This is a genomic window from Streptomyces sp. NPDC126510 (genome assembly GCF_040302345.1).
Lineage (GTDB): Bacteria > Actinomycetota > Actinomycetes > Streptomycetales > Streptomycetaceae > Streptomyces.
The window spans coordinates 29,960-44,115 of the sequence record NZ_JBEORR010000024.1 but is presented as its reverse complement, the minus strand read 5'-3'; the positions used below and the strand labels follow the sequence as shown (position 1 = coordinate 44,115).

The 14,156-nt window shown below is 72.5% G+C and carries 14 protein-coding genes; 7 read left to right on the top strand and 7 right to left on the bottom strand.

Annotated features, from left to right (window positions below; all coding sequences use genetic code 11):
• Position 1: 1 nt before the first annotated feature.
• A complete protein-coding gene (locus ABTX60_RS29515; RefSeq protein WP_352100059.1) occupies positions 2-2,029 on the top strand; it encodes a hypothetical protein in 2,028 nt (675 codons plus the stop codon).
• A 75-nt stretch (positions 2,030-2,104) separates the two neighbouring features.
• Here the strand turns inward: ABTX60_RS29515 and ABTX60_RS29510 are convergent, their stop codons facing one another.
• Positions 2,105-2,725, bottom strand: coding sequence for a TetR/AcrR family transcriptional regulator (locus ABTX60_RS29510; protein WP_352100058.1), 621 nt, complete (start codon positions 2,723-2,725; stop codon positions 2,105-2,107).
• Positions 2,726-2,820: 95 nt separating this feature from the next.
• Here ABTX60_RS29510 and ABTX60_RS29505 point away from each other — a divergent pair, with 95 nt between their 5' ends.
• A complete protein-coding gene (locus tag ABTX60_RS29505) occupies positions 2,821-3,768 on the top strand; it encodes an alpha/beta fold hydrolase (RefSeq protein WP_352100057.1) in 948 nt (315 codons plus the stop codon).
• A gap of 8 nt (positions 3,769-3,776) precedes the next feature.
• Here ABTX60_RS29505 and murQ read toward each other — a convergent pair whose 3' ends face one another.
• Both murQ and ABTX60_RS29495 read right to left on the bottom strand, forming a co-directional pair.
• Positions 3,777-4,709: an N-acetylmuramic acid 6-phosphate etherase gene (murQ, locus tag ABTX60_RS29500; RefSeq protein WP_352100056.1), complete on the bottom strand. Its 933-nt coding sequence runs from the start codon at positions 4,707-4,709 to the stop codon at positions 3,777-3,779.
• A 46-nt stretch (positions 4,710-4,755) separates the two neighbouring features.
• On the bottom strand, positions 4,756-5,691 hold the full coding sequence (locus ABTX60_RS29495) for a MurR/RpiR family transcriptional regulator (protein WP_352100055.1): 936 nt from the start codon (positions 5,689-5,691) through the stop codon (positions 4,756-4,758).
• A 55-nt stretch (positions 5,692-5,746) separates the two neighbouring features.
• Here ABTX60_RS29495 and ABTX60_RS29490 point away from each other — a divergent pair, with 55 nt between their 5' ends.
• Together ABTX60_RS29490 and ABTX60_RS29485 are read left to right on the top strand one after the other, a co-directional pair.
• Positions 5,747-6,130, top strand: a complete 384-nt coding sequence (locus ABTX60_RS29490) for a DUF8819 family protein (protein ID WP_352100054.1) — start codon at positions 5,747-5,749, stop codon at positions 6,128-6,130.
• Between the two features lie 7 nt (positions 6,131-6,137).
• Positions 6,138-6,425, top strand: coding sequence for a DUF4031 domain-containing protein (locus tag ABTX60_RS29485; RefSeq protein ID WP_344466263.1), 288 nt, complete (start codon positions 6,138-6,140; stop codon positions 6,423-6,425).
• On the opposite strand, the gene ABTX60_RS29480 is transcribed toward ABTX60_RS29485, so the two are convergent.
• Both ABTX60_RS29480 and ABTX60_RS29475 read right to left on the bottom strand, forming a co-directional pair.
• The gene (locus ABTX60_RS29480) at positions 6,395-7,450 is read right to left on the bottom strand and encodes a GNAT family N-acetyltransferase (protein ID WP_352100156.1); all 1,056 of its coding nucleotides are present in this window, start codon (positions 7,448-7,450) and stop codon (positions 6,395-6,397) included. The genes ABTX60_RS29485 and ABTX60_RS29480 overlap by 31 nt on opposite strands.
• Positions 7,451-7,483: 33 nt before the next feature.
• Positions 7,484-8,146 carry an HD domain-containing protein gene (locus tag ABTX60_RS29475; RefSeq protein ID WP_352100053.1) on the bottom strand — a complete coding sequence of 221 codons (663 nt, stop codon included), beginning with the start codon at positions 8,144-8,146 and terminating at the stop codon, positions 7,484-7,486.
• Positions 8,147-8,192: 46 nt separating this feature from the next.
• On the opposite strand from ABTX60_RS29475, the gene ABTX60_RS29470 reads away from it, so the two are divergent.
• A complete protein-coding gene (locus ABTX60_RS29470; RefSeq protein WP_352100052.1) occupies positions 8,193-8,873 on the top strand; it encodes a maleylpyruvate isomerase family mycothiol-dependent enzyme in 681 nt (226 codons plus the stop codon).
• A gap of 100 nt (positions 8,874-8,973) precedes the next feature.
• Positions 8,974-9,666: a copper homeostasis protein CutC gene (locus ABTX60_RS29465; protein WP_352100051.1), complete on the top strand. Its 693-nt coding sequence runs from the start codon at positions 8,974-8,976 to the stop codon at positions 9,664-9,666.
• Between the two features lie 152 nt (positions 9,667-9,818).
• Here ABTX60_RS29465 and ABTX60_RS29460 read toward each other — a convergent pair whose 3' ends face one another.
• Complete coding sequence (locus ABTX60_RS29460) at positions 9,819-11,858, bottom strand: HelD family protein (protein WP_352100050.1); 2,040 nt, start codon at positions 11,856-11,858, stop codon at positions 9,819-9,821.
• A 278-nt stretch (positions 11,859-12,136) separates the two neighbouring features.
• Here ABTX60_RS29460 and ABTX60_RS29455 point away from each other — a divergent pair, with 278 nt between their 5' ends.
• Positions 12,137-12,325: a hypothetical protein gene (locus tag ABTX60_RS29455; RefSeq protein WP_351641451.1), complete on the top strand. Its 189-nt coding sequence runs from the start codon at positions 12,137-12,139 to the stop codon at positions 12,323-12,325.
• Between the two features lie 29 nt (positions 12,326-12,354).
• On the opposite strand, the gene ABTX60_RS29450 is transcribed toward ABTX60_RS29455, so the two are convergent.
• The gene (locus ABTX60_RS29450; protein WP_352100049.1) at positions 12,355-13,998 is read right to left on the bottom strand and encodes a DNA repair helicase XPB; all 1,644 of its coding nucleotides are present in this window, start codon (positions 13,996-13,998) and stop codon (positions 12,355-12,357) included.
• Between the last annotated feature and the right edge of the window lie 158 nt (positions 13,999-14,156).

The following is a 14,156-nucleotide window of genomic DNA, read 5'->3' as shown; positions in this document are numbered from 1 at the left end:
TATGACGTTCCGTTGGCTGTGCGGTGTCCTGCGTGTGCGCGGGAAGACCGACCTTTTGCTTGTGTTCCTGTTCGCCGCCGGTTTCGCCGCACTGCCCGTCTTCGCGCTGCTCCCGTCCCTGTGGGGCTTCGCCGTCGCCTCGGCCGTGACGTACGTCGTTGACGAGGTGCTGCACACGCGCTCTCCCGCCTTCGTGCGACGGTTGGCCGCGTTGCAGCTGACCCGCACGATGCGTTTCGCCGTGCGGACGGTGATGCTGCTCGCGCTGGCCGAGCGGATGGACGCGCCGGACGCGGTGCTGGTGGCCGCGCTCGCCGTGCTCGCCGCCCACTTCACCCTGGTCATCATGTTCACAGCCGTGCATCACGCCATCCGGCGGCGCCGCACGCTGCCGGTCGTGGTGCGCAACCTCGACATGAGCGGGGCGGGCATTCCGCAGTCGCCCCCCGCCCTCCTCTACCGGCGTTTCCTGCGCAAGCTGCTGCACCTGGACCTGCCCGCCCACGCGGGGCTGCTCGTCGCGCTCGCGGCGGGGGCCTGGCAGCCCGCGGGCATCGGTTTCGCGCTCACCGCCGGGCTCGCGGCCGCGGCCGTGGCGGCGTTGCTGGGGCAGCTGCGCCGGGCCCGCCGGATGCCGTCGGGCGACGAGGTGATCACCGAGGTCAACCGCCAACTCGCCGGATACCGGCCGGAGGTGGCGCTTTACTTCAGTTTCGCGTCCGTGTCCCGGGACTTCATGTACCAGGTCAACATGTGGATCGAGACGCTGGAGCAGCTCGACCGGCGGCCGCTGATCATCCTGCGGGAGCGGGCCTCGTTCCGGTACCTCGGCCGTACGTCGATCCCGGTCGTGTGCGTGCCGAAGGCCGATGATGTCGCACAGCTGGAGCTGCCCGAACTGCGGGTGGTGCTCTACCCGGGCAACGCGGGCAAGAACGTGCACATGCTGCGCGTGGCCGAGGCCAAGCACGTGTTCATCGGGCACGGCGACAGCGACAAGCTCGCCAGCAGCAACCGGGTCAGCAAGGTGTACGACGAGATCTGGGTGGCCGGCCGGGCCGGGCGGGACCGCTACCAGCGGGTGCGGCACGCCATCAGCGACGAGGCGATCGTCGAGGTGGGCCGTCCGCAGCTGTCGTCGATCCGGCTGCACGCCGACCACGTGCCCGGGCCGCTGCCGACCGTGCTGTACGCGCCGACCTGGGAGGGCTGGAGCGACGACGACTGCCACACGTCGCTGATCCCGATGGGCGTGCCGCTGATCGAGAAGCTGCTCGCCGAGAACGTACGGGTCCTCTACAAGCCGCATCCCCTCACCGGGAAGCGCTCGCGCGTGGCGGCCGAGGCGGACCGGGCCATCCGGGAGCTGCTGCGCGCCGACAACGAGCGGCGTGACGCCCGGGAGGCCGAGGCCGCGATGGCCGCCGCCCGGCCGCGGCTCGCCGAGATCCAGGCCCGGCTCGGCGAACTGTCGGGGCGGCTCACCGGCGACGACGCGCAGCAGACGCGCGAGGCCCGGGTGACCGGCCTGGAGGGGGAGGCCGAGTGGCACGAGCTGCGTGCCGCCTGGCACCGGATCTTCTGGGAGAGCCGGGGCCCCGTCGGACACCAGGTGATCACGCGGCAACTGCCCACGCTGTACGAGTGCTTCGACCAGGCCGACATCCTCATCAGTGATGTGTCGTCCGTGGTCGCGGACTTCGTGGCGAGCCTCAAGCCGTACGTGCTGACCAACGCGAACGACCTGCCCGATGCGGATTTCCGGGCGGCGTACACCACCGCCGGGGGCGCCTACCTCCTCGACCGGGACTGCGCCCGGCTGCCGCAGATCCTCGACGCGGTGCGCGGGCCGCGGCACGACCCGATGGCACCCGAGCGCCGGATCCTCAAGGAGTACGTCCTGGGCCCGGACCGACCCACCTCGATGGAGCGGTTCAACGCCGCCGTCAACGCCCTGGCGGGCAAGGCGCTGGAGGAACAGGAGGAACGGCACGCGGTCGAGGGGGCGTTCGTCCAGGTCTCCGGCTGATCGTCGTACTTCCCCCTCACCCGCCGGATGGGCTTCGCCGCCTGGTTCCGCCGCATCGTCGACACCGCAGCGAGGCTAGGCCGCCGGCCGAAGCCGCGACGCCAGCCCCTCGAAGTAACTGCGGTGCACGGAGGTCAGATCGACTTGCTCCGGGTCGAGCAGCCAGAGCAGGTGGGCCCCTTCGATGAACGCGGCCGTCTCGGCGGCCAGGACGGCCGGGTTCAGATCCGCGCGCGCGGAACCGTCGGCCATGGCGCGCGCGAACAGGGAGGCCAGGTGCGTGCGCAGGCCCCGGCCACGGTCCCGGAACCAGAGGTGGAGCACGGATCCGGGATCCAGGTTCTCCGCCGTGAGGGTGGTGTGCAGGGCGGCCAGGTCCCGTTCGGTGGCGGCGGTGTGCTCGGCGTCCCGGACGAACCAGTCGAACGCCTCGTCCAGGGTGGGTTCGGCGCCCTCCGTGATGGACAGCCGTTCCAGGGCACGCCGGTCCGCCTCCTCCAGCACGGCTCGCACGAGACCGTCCTTGCTGCCGAAGTGGTGGATGAGAGCGGACGGGGTTACGCCGGCACGCTCGGCGATCGCGGCCACCCCCGTGCCGCGGACCCCCTGGCGCGAGAACAGCTCGATCGCCGCGTCGACCATGGCGCGGCGGCGCTCCACGCCACGCCTCTGCACCTGTCCCTTGACACCCACCATGGGATCAGCGTGCCCGCAGCGCACCGCGGCGTCCAACTCCCCTCGGCCGGGAAAGCGGGTGCGCACGCTGCCCACACCCATTAACCTGAACGACCATGCAGGAAAATGAATCGAAGAACGCATGCCTGACGGGCCGCGAGCGGATGGTCCGCACGGAGGACCTCGAGTTGTGGACGGAGGACTTCGGGGAGGCGGACCACCCCGCGGTGCTCCTGGTGATGGGCGCTCAGGCACAGGGCATCCAGTGGAACGACGGCATCGTCCGCCGCCTGGTCGACGGAGGCCGCCGGGTCATCCGATACGACCACCGCGACACCGGACGCTCTTCCAGGGTCGACTTCACCCACCGGCCTTACGCCGTGGCCGACATGGCCTCCGACGCACTCGCGGTCCTGGACGCGTACGGGGTGGAGCGAGCGCACGTGGTGGGCGCGTCCCTCGGCGGCATCATCGGCCAGCGGCTGGCCGTCACCCACCCGCACCGGGTGCTGACCCTGACGAGCCTGTCGTCCCAGCCGCTCGGAACGGACACGGCGGCGGCAGTCCGACGCGCCCTGGAGGGGGCCCCTCCGCTCCCCGGCGAACTGCCTCCGCCCGAGCCCGGGCTGCTGGCCGCGCTCGCCTCGGCCTTCCCCGAGCCGCAGGCCGGCCTGGAGGACTACCTCGCAGCCCGGCTGCCGCTGTGGCGTGTCCTGCACGGCGCGGTGCTGCCGTTCAGCGAGGAGGAGTACCGCGCGATGGAGCACCGGGTGTACGAGCGGGCGCATGATCTGCGGGCCGCACTCAACCACACCCTCGCAGGGGCCGCCCCCCTCGGTTCCACCGCGGACCTGGCCTCCGTCACGGCACCGACGCTGGTGCTGCACGGCACCGAGGACCCGATGTTCCCGCCCGCCCACGCCGAAGCCACCGCCGCGGCCGTCCCCGGTGCCCGCCTGGTCCTGATCGAGGGCATGGGCCACACCCTGCCCTCGGCACTGGACGACCGCCTGGCCGGCGAGATCCTGCGCCACACAGGGCGGGTGTCACACGTCACCGCCTGACGGCAGGTCTACGGTCGAGCCTCCAGCGCCGCCCGCAGATGCCCGCCGGACTCCTCCAGCAGGCGGGCCGCCGTCGGGCCGTCCACGTCGGCCAGGATGCTCAGGATGGCGTCCTTCACCTCGCCGTCCGTGGCGGCCAGAGCGCGGTCGATCTCGTCGTCCGCGGCGCCGGTGGCCAGGGCGACGATGCGGTGGGAGCGGGCGCGGAGCTTGTCGTTGGAGGCGCGGACGTCGACCATCAGGTTCCCGTAGGTCTTGCCCAGCCGGATCATCGTGATCGTCGAGATCATGTTGAGGACGAGCTTCTGCGCCGTGCCGGACTTCAGGCGGGTGGAGCCCGTGAGCAGTTCGGGGCCCACCACGATCTCGATGCCGTGGTCGGCGGCCGCCGCGAGCGGGCTGCCGGGGTTGCAGGCGAGGCCGATGGTGAGGGAGCGGTGGGCGCGGGCGTGCTCGACCGCGCCGATGGCGTACGGGGTGCGGCCCGAGGCGGAGATGCCGACCACCGTGTCGTCGGGGGTCAGCGCGAGGGCGTCCAGGTCCGCCCGGGCCAGTTCCCGGGAGTCCTCCGCGCCCTCGACCGAGGTGACCACGGCGTCCGGGCCGCCCGCGATCAGGCCGACGACCCTGGCGGGGTCGGTGTTGAACGTGGGCGGGCACTCGGAGGCGTCCAGGATGCCCAGCCGGCCCGCCGTTCCCGCGCCCGCGTAGACCAGCCGGCCGCCCCGGGCCATCCGCCGCGCGACGGCGTCGATCGCGGCGGCGATCTGCGGCAGCCGCGCCGCGACCGCCCCGGCCACCGTGGCGTCCTCCCCGTTCATCAGCCGGGCGATGTCGAGGGTGGGCAGCCGGTCGATGTCCGCGAGCTCCGGCCGGAAGGCCTCGGTGGTCAGGGACTCCAACTCGGTCCTGAGATCACGGGGGTGGGAGGTGGAGGTCATGGACGGCTCTTTCCGTGTCTTTCCGGTGCTGGGCGGGGCGGCTGCCTCAGGAACGGTGCCGGTGGGCCAGCGCCTCGTACGACGCCGACAGCGCCGGCGCCGCCTTCTCGTACGTCCGCTGCGCCACCCCCACGAACAGGCAGTCCACCACGAGGAGCTGACCGGTCCGGGACGACATGGCCGCCGGGCGCAGCTCGCTCTCCCGTGCGGTGGACGTGGTGAGGACGTGGTCGGCGTACTGCGTGACCGGGCCGTCGGGGCGGCCGGTGACCGCCACCGTCGTCGCCCCGCGCTCGAAGGCCGCCCGCAGCGGCTCTATGACGTCCCCCGTCGACCCGGAGTGCGTGATGGCGATCGCGACGTCGCCCGCGCGCAGTTGCACGGCGTTGGTGACGGCCAGGTGCGGATCGCTGTGGGCGTGCGCCATCAGTCCTATGCGCAGCAGCTTCTGCGTGAGGTCCTGTGCGACCAGGCCGGACGCCCCGACCCCGTAGACGTCGGTGCGGCGGGCCGTGGTCAGTGCGGTGACGGCCGCGGCCAGTTGCACCGTGTCGAGACCGGCGGCGGTGTCGGCGAGGGTCTGCTGCTCGTCATAGGCGAGCTTGGCGACCACGTCGGAGATCGGGTCGTCCACCGCGATGTCCGTGGTGATGGCCGGGGCGCGGCCCGACTGCTGCTGGGCTGCGAGGCCGGCGAGGGCCAGGCGCAGGTCCCGGTAACCCGGATAGCCCAGCAGGCGGGCGGTGCGTACGACGGTGGCCTCGCTGGTGCCGGTCAGTCCGGCGAGGCCGGTGACCGTGAGGGCCGCGCAACCCGCCGGGTCGCTCGCGACGGCCTCGGCGACGCGCCGCATGGAACGCGTCATCGACGGGCCCAGCGTGCGGACCTTTGCCGCGAGAGCGGCCGGGGCGGGCGGGGCGCCGCTCGCCCCGGCGGAGCCGCCACGCTCCCGGGCGAAAATTTCCTTCACGTCACGGGTCACATGTGAAAGATATTTTCGGCTCGGCGCCCGGGTCAAGAGTGCGCACAATGGGGGCATGGAACCCATCAGCCCCCTGGAGCAGGCGCTGCACGCCGCGCGCGCCCTCGTGCTGGCCGACCTCGTCGCGGGCCGCGTCGCCGAGGCGGATGTCGTGTCGCTGGTCGAGGAGTCCGTCAAGCAGCGTCGATGGTGGGTAGAGCAGTGGCCCGAGGGCGCCCGGTACGTGGCCGGCCTGGTCGCGCAGGACGTCCAGGACGCCCTGCTGGAGCGGTACGGCCGCTGGCCGCTGTGCCCGGTCTGCGGCACCGGCGACCCGCACGCCCTCGATGTGGAACCCGAGTTGGGGCCCGACCCGCACTGGGTGTGCAGCGAGGCGGGCGTGAAGGTCGCCGCGGTGGGTTCGCTGGGCGAGGCCATCGGCGGGCCGGCGTCCACCTGAGGCCCTGATGACGATCTACATCGACCCGCCGACCTGGCCCGGCCACGGCCGCTTGTGGTCCCACCTCGTCAGCGACGTCTCCTACGACGAACTGCACACCTTCGCCGCCCGCCTCGGCGTCCCGCCCCGGGCCTTCGAACGGGACCACTACGACATCCCCGACCAGCGGTACGCCGACGCGGTGCGGGCCGGGGCGGTGGAGGTCAGCAGCCGCGAGGTGGTGCGGCTGCTGCACGCGGCGGGACTGCGGCGGCCCAAGGGACGCTATCCCTCGCGGGGTTCGCGCAGCTCGTAGGTCAGGTGCTCGGGGTCCTCGGCGACCTGGGTGAACCCGGCGCGCGCGAGCACGTTCTGCGACGGCAGGTTGCCCCGCTCGACGTTCGCGACGACCGTCCGCACCTCGTCCCGCTCCAGTGCCCAGGCCGACAGGGCACGCAGCGCCTCGGTGGCGTAGCCGTGGCCGCGGGCGCCCTCGACCAGGTCGTAGCCGACCTCGACCCGGCCGTCCGCGTCCGGGACGCTGTGGAATCCCATGGCGCCGACCGCGCGGCCGTCCTCGCGCCGGACCAGCACGTACGTGCCCCACTCCGGCCGGTGGACGCCGTCCTCGTACTGCTTGTACACCAGCCCGGTGCCGACCCGGGTGCCCTCCATCGGGCCGCCCTCGATCCACTCGAAGCCGCCGTCGCCGACCGTGGACAGGTCGGCCGCGGCCGCCGGGGTGACGCCCTCCAGAGTGAGCCGCTCGGTGCCGATCACCAGATTGTTGTTCCAGCGCCACTGCGTGACCGGGGCGCGGCCGGCCAGCTCCCCGCGGCCGGTGGCCCACAGCAGGGTCGGCCACGGGGTGGGGCCCGGCTGGACGTACGGGAAGATCCGGGTGAGCACGAAGTCGCACAGCTCGGGCGCCGGTTCGTACGGCACGCCCAGCCCCTCGGCGATGTCGTGGGTGTGCAGCAGCACCTCGGCCACGCCCATCGCGGCGAACCCCTCACGGTTCGCGCTGCGGAACGGGTAGGGGTGGAAGGCCCGCACGTCACGCGGAGTGGTGCGGACCGCCGCGGCGAGCAGGGTCCCCGTCGTGCGGATCACCTGCACGGCGCCCGCGTTGTCGGTTCCCTCGTCCAGCGAGATCTCGAAGGGCGTCCACCCCTCGGGCTCCCGTCCGGCCAACTGCCCGGCGTACGCGATGAGATCGCCCGCGATGTGCACGGCCGTCTCCCGGCAGCTCCACTCCAGCCGCCCGGCCCGAACGCCCTCCCAGTCCCGTTCGGCGACCGCCCCCAGCAGCCCGGCACACTCGCCGACGGCCTGCTCCACCTGTTCCGCGCCCGTTGTCCACATGGGGGCAGGCTACGAGGGGTCGTGGGGTGGGAGCGACAGCATTTCCAGCTCGGCGGCCAGGTTGTAGCGGGCCGTTGCCTCCCACTCGTCGGTGCCGTGCGGTGTCCTGAACAGGCGTGGCAGGTTGAGCAGTTGGCGCAGGATCGCGGCACGGCCCTCGCGGAAGGCGTCGCTGGGGACGAAGTGGTACTCCTCGCGGACGGCGGTGGTGTAGGCGGCGTACGCCGACGGGGGCGAGGCGAGGATCGCGAGGTCGGCGTCGCACAGGACCTGGCCGTCGGGGTCGTCGTCGGCGGGGTCGTGGGTGACGGTGAGCCGGACCAGGCGGGCCACCTCGGCGGTCTTCGCGTCGGGAACGCCCGCCTCCGCGAGGGCGCGTTCGGCGAGGCGGGCCGAGCGCTCCTCGTTCTCGGAGCGGTCGGGCAGATAGACGGCGTCGTGGAACCAGGCCGCCAGCCGGACCACGTCCGGGTCGTGCGCGTACCGCTGCAGTTCGTCGACCCGGTCGAGGACCGCCGTGAGGTGCTCGACCGTGTGGTAGCGGCGCTGGGGTTCCTGCCAGAGGGTGAGCAGATGGTCGGCGTACGGCGCCGGGTCCGGGCCTGCGGCCGGGCCCCGGGCCGCTTCCAGGGCGCGGGCGAAGCGGGTGCGCAGCGAGTCGAGATCGGCCATGGGGGCATTCTCCCGCCGAGCGGGCCCGGGCACCTAGCGTGGGTGTATGACGACACCTGCTGATGTGCATGACGTACGGGACCCCGAGCAGCCCGGGCGGCTGCTGACGATCGAGCGTGACGCGCTGATCCCGCTGTTGCGGGGCCGGGCCGGGGAGGACTTCGCGCGGCCGGTCGCCGCGTGTCCGGGCTGGACGGTGCGGGACGTGCTGGCGCACTGCTCGGCCGCGCTGACGCGGGTGGCGGAGGGCAGGTTCGAGAAGGGCGTGTTCACGCCCGAGGCCAACGACCGGGACATCGCCGATCGGGCCGACTGGAGCGACGCGCAGATCGTCGACGAACTGGAGCGGGGGATGGGCGGGGCCGGCCCCCTGATCGCCGGGGCCGGAGGGAAGCTGGACCTTCTCGCCCTGGGGGAGTGGGTGCACGCCGGGGACGTGCGCGAGGCCCTGGGTGAGCCGGGGGCGTACGGCGGGGCCGGGCTGGCGGACGCGCTCGCGCTCCTCGCCCGGATCACCCGCGAGCGGGGGCACGTACCGGTCCACGCCGACCTCGACGACCTGGACGAGCCGCTGCGGCTCGGCGAGAGCGGCGGGGAGCGGCCCCCGGGCCGGTTCATCGGGGACGGACCGACGCTCGTACGGCTGTACACGGGGCGGCCGGTCGACGGGGCGCCGGCGTTCGAGCTGGCCGGGGTGGAGGCGAAGGAGCTGAACATCTTCGGCTGAGCCCGCCCCCGGGGCATCGGAGGCGGCGCGGATGGGCAGCGTAGTCTTGATTGGACTAGACCTGTCATCGAACGCCGACGCATGCCGACGAAGGGGCCCCATGAGCAAGCGTGCAGTCCTGGAGGTGATCGCCCTCGACGTCGAGGACGCGGTCGCCGCCCAGGCGGGAGGCGCGGATCGCCTCGAGCTGGTCACCGACATGGCGGCCGACGGGCTCACCCCGTCGGCCGCCACCGTCGCCGGGATCCGGCGCGCGGTCGACATCTCCCTGCGGGTGATGATCCGTCTGGCGGACGGGTTCGCGGCGGGGGATGCCGAACGGCTGGTGCGGGTGGCCGGTGAGCTGCGGGAAGCCGGGGCGTCGGAGTTCGTGCTGGGCTTCCTCGATGGAGGGGGTGCGGTCGATCTGGCGGCCGTGGAGCGGGTCGTGGCGGTTCTGGACGGCTGCCCCTGGACGTTCCATCGGGCCATCGACCGGGCCGCCGACCGGGACGCCCTGCGCAAGCAGTTGGACGGGATGCCGGGGCTGGACACGTACCTGACGGCCGGGTCCGCGGAGGGGGTCGACGAGGGGTTGCCCGTGCTGCTCGCGGAGGCCGGGCGGTCGGGGGAGCCGGGGTATGAGCAGCGGTTGCTGGTGGGGGGTGGGTTGCGGCTCGATCACGTGCCGGTATTGCTGAAGGCCGGGGTCGACGGGTTTCACATCGGCGGGGCGGCTCGGCCTCGGGGGTGGGACGAGCCGGTCTCCGCGGAGCTGGTCTCGGCGTGGCGGGCTGCGGTGGACGGTTCTTGAAGGGTGCTCGGCGTGGGGGCTGGGGTCGGGGCGTTTCGCAGCCCGGCGGAGCGGGGTGCCGCTGCGCCCACCCGTGCCGCCCCTAGCGGCACGCATGCCCGCAGCTGGGGCGGCGCGCGTGCCCGTGGCGGGCCCGGCGCGCGGGCCCGCGGTCAAGTCAGTTGTGGCGGCAGCGGAGCCGTGTGGGTCACCGTCAGACCCGATACCGCCCTGGTCAGGGCCACGTACAGGCGGCGCAGCCCTGTCCGTTCGTCGGGCTCGCCGTCGACCACGGCCTGCGGCTCGTCCAGGACCACGTAGTCGTACTCCAGACCCTTGGCGAGCGATGCCGGGACCAGGGTCAGGCGGGTGTCCTGGGTGGTTTCCTCGCCGGGGCCGAGATACGGGATGCCGGCCTCCGTCAGGGCCCCGGCCAGTTCGGGCACGCGGGCGTCCGCCGCGATCAGGCCCGTCGAGCCCTCGTGGCGCAGCGACTCGCGGCAGGCCTCGACCACGTCCTTCGTGCCGGAGACCGGCCGGACCTCGAAGTGGCCCGGGTTCTCGCGGATCGAGGCCACCGGTGTCAGGCCGGGGGCGATGTGCGGGAGCAGCCGGGAAGCGTAGGTGATGACGTCCGTCGGGACGCGGAAGCCGGCCGTCAGCTCCTCCACCAGGGCGTCCGGCTTGCCGAGATGGGTCAGCGCCTCCTGCCAGCTCCGGGTCGCCCAGGGCGTCGTGCCCTGCGCCAGGTCGCCGAGGACGGTCGCGCTGCCGGTGGTGCAGCGGCGGCCGACCGCCCGGTACTGCATGGGGGAGAGGTCCTGCGCCTCGTCGATGACGACGTGCCCCAGGGAGTGCGTGCGCTGGATCAGGTCGGTGGCCTCGTCGATCAGGACGGCGTCCGCCGTGGACCACTTCGCCGCCTTCACGCTGCGCGCCGGCTTCGCCCAGAGGATCGCCTTCCGCTCGTCCTCGTCGAGGATCCCCTCGGCGTGGACGGCGAGGAACTCCGCGTCCGACAGCAGCCGCAGCACCAGCTTCGCCGGGTCGACGGCCGGCCAGACCGCCTTCACCGCCGCCTTGACCGCGCTGTTGCGGGCCACCGCGTCCTGCACCCGGTCGTCCGGCGCCTCACCCGACCGTTCCATCTGCACCAGCACGGCGTGCGCGATGCGCTGCGGCAGGGCCTCGCGCGCGGCGCCGTAGCGGATGTCGCGGTCGAGCAACTCGCGGACGATGTCCTCCAGTTCGTACGCGGGGACCCGCCAGCGGCGGGAGCCGCGCACGACCACGACCGGCTCGGTGGGCATCGTGACGTGCGAGTAGAGGGCCCGGCGCAGCACCCGTGCCAGCCGGGCGTCGCCCTTGACGATCGCGGCCGTCGCGTCGTCCGTGCCCCTGATCTCGACGTGGCGGACGAGGTCGTCGACGGTCGCCTGCTGGACGGTCAACTCGCCCAGTGCGGGCAGGACTTGCTCGATGTAGTGCAGGAAGGACCGGTTCGGTCCGATGACCAGGGTGCCGGTGCGGGCGAGGCGCTCGCGGTGGGCGTAGAGGAGGTAGGCGACCCGGTGCAGGCCGACGGCGGTCTTCCCGGTGCCCGGGCCTCCCTGCACGCACACCGTGCCGGACAGGCCGGACCGGACGATCTCGTCCTGCTCCGGCTGGATCGTCGCGACGATGTCCCGCATCGGGCCGACACGCGGCCGTTCGATCTCCTGCTGGAGCAGCTTGCTGGTCCTGGCCGCCTCCGCCGGGTCCGACAGGTGCTCGTCCTCGTACGCCGTGATGTCGCCGCGGGTGTAGCCGAAGCGGCGGCGCAGCGCGATGTCCATCGGGTCCTTCTTGGAGGCCCGGTAGAACGGCTGCGAGACCGGCGCGCGCCAGTCGATGACCATGGGGTCGCCGTCGTGGTCGTGCACATGGCGGCGACCGATGTAGAAGCGCTCCCCCTCCGCGCCCTCCGCCGTTTCGGCGCCGGGGGCGTGCAGGTAGTCGAGCCGACCGAAGAACAGAGGGGTGTCGCTGAGATCGGCCAGCGCCTTGATGCGCTCCTCGATCTGGCGGGCCAGCACCTCCGCGTTGACCCAGTTCGCGGTGACGTCGCTGATGTCGAGGGCTTCGACGTCCTCACGCATGGCGCGCAGGGCGGACCGGGACGAGGAGAGGTGGGAGCGCTCACGCGCGAGCGGGTCGTCGACGGGCGTGGACAAGGGGGTGCCTCCGGAGGGACCTGCTGAAGAGTGGGCGGTGAGATGCCGGCCGGTTTCCGTCCGGTCGGCGGCGCTCCGTGAGGGAGGCGGGCAAGAGCGGAGATCTTAGAGGGGCGGGGGCGGTGACCGCCAACGGTTTTCCCGTCCCCTAGGGGACGGGCCCCGGGACGGCCCTCATCCGTGCGGGCAGCGGATCGGCCCAGCGGCGTACACGACCCCCGGTGGATTCCGCCCCGAGACCGACGCGGACTTTACGGGCCGAAAAGCACCATGGAGACATGAGCGCAGCAACCATCCACCCCGCCCCGGCACCGGGCCGCCCGCCCGGCGCCACCGCCGTGGCAGGCAGTCACCGCCACCGCCTCGGCGATGCCCTGCGCGCCGTCAAGGTCTTCGCGGGCGCCGCCTTCGACGTGATCGTCCTCGGCCAGTACGGAGAGGAAGTCGGCGTCGTCCGCCGCAAGTGAGCCGACGATGAGCGGACCGGCCCGGCGCGTCAGCTCTCCGCGAGCAGCTCGTCAGCGTCCACGATCCGGTACGCGTACCCCTGCTCCGCCAGGAAGCGCTGGCGGTGCGCGGCGAAGTCCTGGTCGATGGTGTCCCGGGCGACCACCGAGTAGAAGTGCGCCTGGTGACCGTCCGCCTTGGGGCGCAGCACCCGGCCGAGGCGCTGGGCCTCCTCCTGCCGGGAGCCGAAGGTGCCCGAGACCTGGATGGCGACGGTCGCCTCCGGCAGGTCGATCGAGAAGTTCGCGACCTTGGACACGACGAGCACGCTGATCTCGCCCTCCCGGAAGGCGTCGAAGAGCTTCTCCCGCTGCGCGTTCGACGTCTCGCCCTTGATCACGGGCGCCCCGAGGTGCTCACCCAGCTCGTCCAGCTGGTCGATGTACTGCCCGATGACGAGGATCTGCTGCCCGGCGAACTTCCGGACCAGCGCCTCGGTGACCTTCCGCTTGGTCGCGGTCGTCGCACAGAAGCGGTACTTCTCCTCCGTCTCGGCCGTGGCGTAAGCGAGCCGCTCGGAGTCGGTCAGATTGACCCGGACCTCCACGCAGTCGGCGGGCGCGATGTAGCCCTGCGCCTCGATCTCCTTCCACGGCGCGTCGAACCGCTTGGGCCCGATCAGGGAGAACACGTCCGACTCCCGGCCGTCCTCGCGGACCAGGGTCGCGGTCAGGCCGAGCCGCCGCCGCGCCTGGAGGTCGGCGGTGAACTTGAAGACCGGCGCGGGCAACAGGTGCACCTCGTCGTAGACGATCAGCCCCCAGTCCCGCGAGTCGAACAGCTCCAGGTGCGGGTAGACGCCCTTCCGCCGGGTCGTCAGCACCTGGTAGGTGGCGATGGTGACCGGCCGGATCTCCTTGCGGGTGCCGCTGTACTCGCCGATCTCGTCCTCGGTCAGCGAGGTCCGCTTCACCAGCTCGTGCTTCCACTGCCGGGCCGAGACGGTGTTCGTGACGAGGATGAGGGTGGTCGACTTCGCCTGGGCCATCGACCCGGCCCCGACCAGCGTCTTCCCGGCGCCGCAGGGCAGGACGACGACGCCCGAGCCGCCGTGCCAGAAGTTCTCCACGGCCTGCTTCTGGTACGGCCGCAGCGCCCAACCGTCCTCGGCCAGCTCGATCGCGTGCGCCTCGCCGTCGACGTACCCGGCGAGGTCCTCGGCCGGCCAGCCCAGCTTCAGCAGCGTCTGCTTGATCTGCCCGCGCTCGGAGGGGTGCACGGCGACCGTGTCCGGGTCGATGCGGGCGCCGACCAGGGGCGTGATCCGCTTCGACCGCAGGATCTCCTCCAGCACCGGCCGGTCGGTGGTGGTCAGGACCAGTCCGTGCGCCGGGTGCTTGGACAGCGTGAGACGGCCGTAGCGGTCCATCGTCTCGGCGATGTCGACGAGCAGCGCGTGCGGCACCGGATAGCGGCTGTACTCCACCAGTGCGTCCACGACCTGCTCGGCGTCGTGGCCCGCCGCGCGGGCGTTCCACAGGCCGAGCGGGGTCACCCGGTAGGTGTGGATGTGCTCGGGCGCCCGCTCCAGCTCCGCGAAGGGGGCGATGACACGACGGCAGTCGTCGGCCCGCTCGTGGTCGACTTCCAGGAGCAGGGTCTTGTCGGACTGGACGATCAGCGGACCATTCACGCGAGGCACCCTTTCTGCGGCCGGAGGGCTCGGACGGCTCGACAGCGCGACGCCCCGGCCAAACGTCCAGTGTGCCTGATCGACCGCGTCGGGTGGTGTGATCCGCGCGTCCGGTCGTACTGAATGCCTATTCATCCCAACGTGTGGTGTGAATTCAG

Excerpts from the sequence above, each read along its gene's own strand:
- murQ (WP_352100056.1), bottom strand. The coding sequence starts at position 4,709 with ATGACCTCCACCTCCCACCCCCGTGATCTCAGGACCGAGTTGGAGTCC.
- ABTX60_RS29515 (WP_352100059.1), top strand. The coding sequence starts at position 2 with ATGACGTTCCGTTGGCTGTGCGGTGTCCTGCGTGTGCGCGGGAAGACC.
- ABTX60_RS29510 (WP_352100058.1), bottom strand. The coding sequence starts at position 2,725 with ATGGTGGGTGTCAAGGGACAGGTGCAGAGGCGTGGCGTGGAGCGCCGC.
- ABTX60_RS29465 (WP_352100051.1), top strand. The coding sequence starts at position 8,974 with ATGAGCAAGCGTGCAGTCCTGGAGGTGATCGCCCTCGACGTCGAGGAC.
- ABTX60_RS29505 (WP_352100057.1), top strand. The coding sequence starts at position 2,821 with ATGCAGGAAAATGAATCGAAGAACGCATGCCTGACGGGCCGCGAGCGG.
- ABTX60_RS29485 (WP_344466263.1), top strand. The coding sequence starts at position 6,138 with ATGACGATCTACATCGACCCGCCGACCTGGCCCGGCCACGGCCGCTTG.
- ABTX60_RS29470 (WP_352100052.1), top strand. The coding sequence starts at position 8,193 with ATGACGACACCTGCTGATGTGCATGACGTACGGGACCCCGAGCAGCCC.
- ABTX60_RS29475 (WP_352100053.1), bottom strand. The coding sequence starts at position 8,146 with ATGGCCGATCTCGACTCGCTGCGCACCCGCTTCGCCCGCGCCCTGGAA.
- ABTX60_RS29490 (WP_352100054.1), top strand. The coding sequence starts at position 5,747 with ATGGAACCCATCAGCCCCCTGGAGCAGGCGCTGCACGCCGCGCGCGCC.
- ABTX60_RS29455 (WP_351641451.1), top strand. The coding sequence starts at position 12,137 with ATGAGCGCAGCAACCATCCACCCCGCCCCGGCACCGGGCCGCCCGCCC.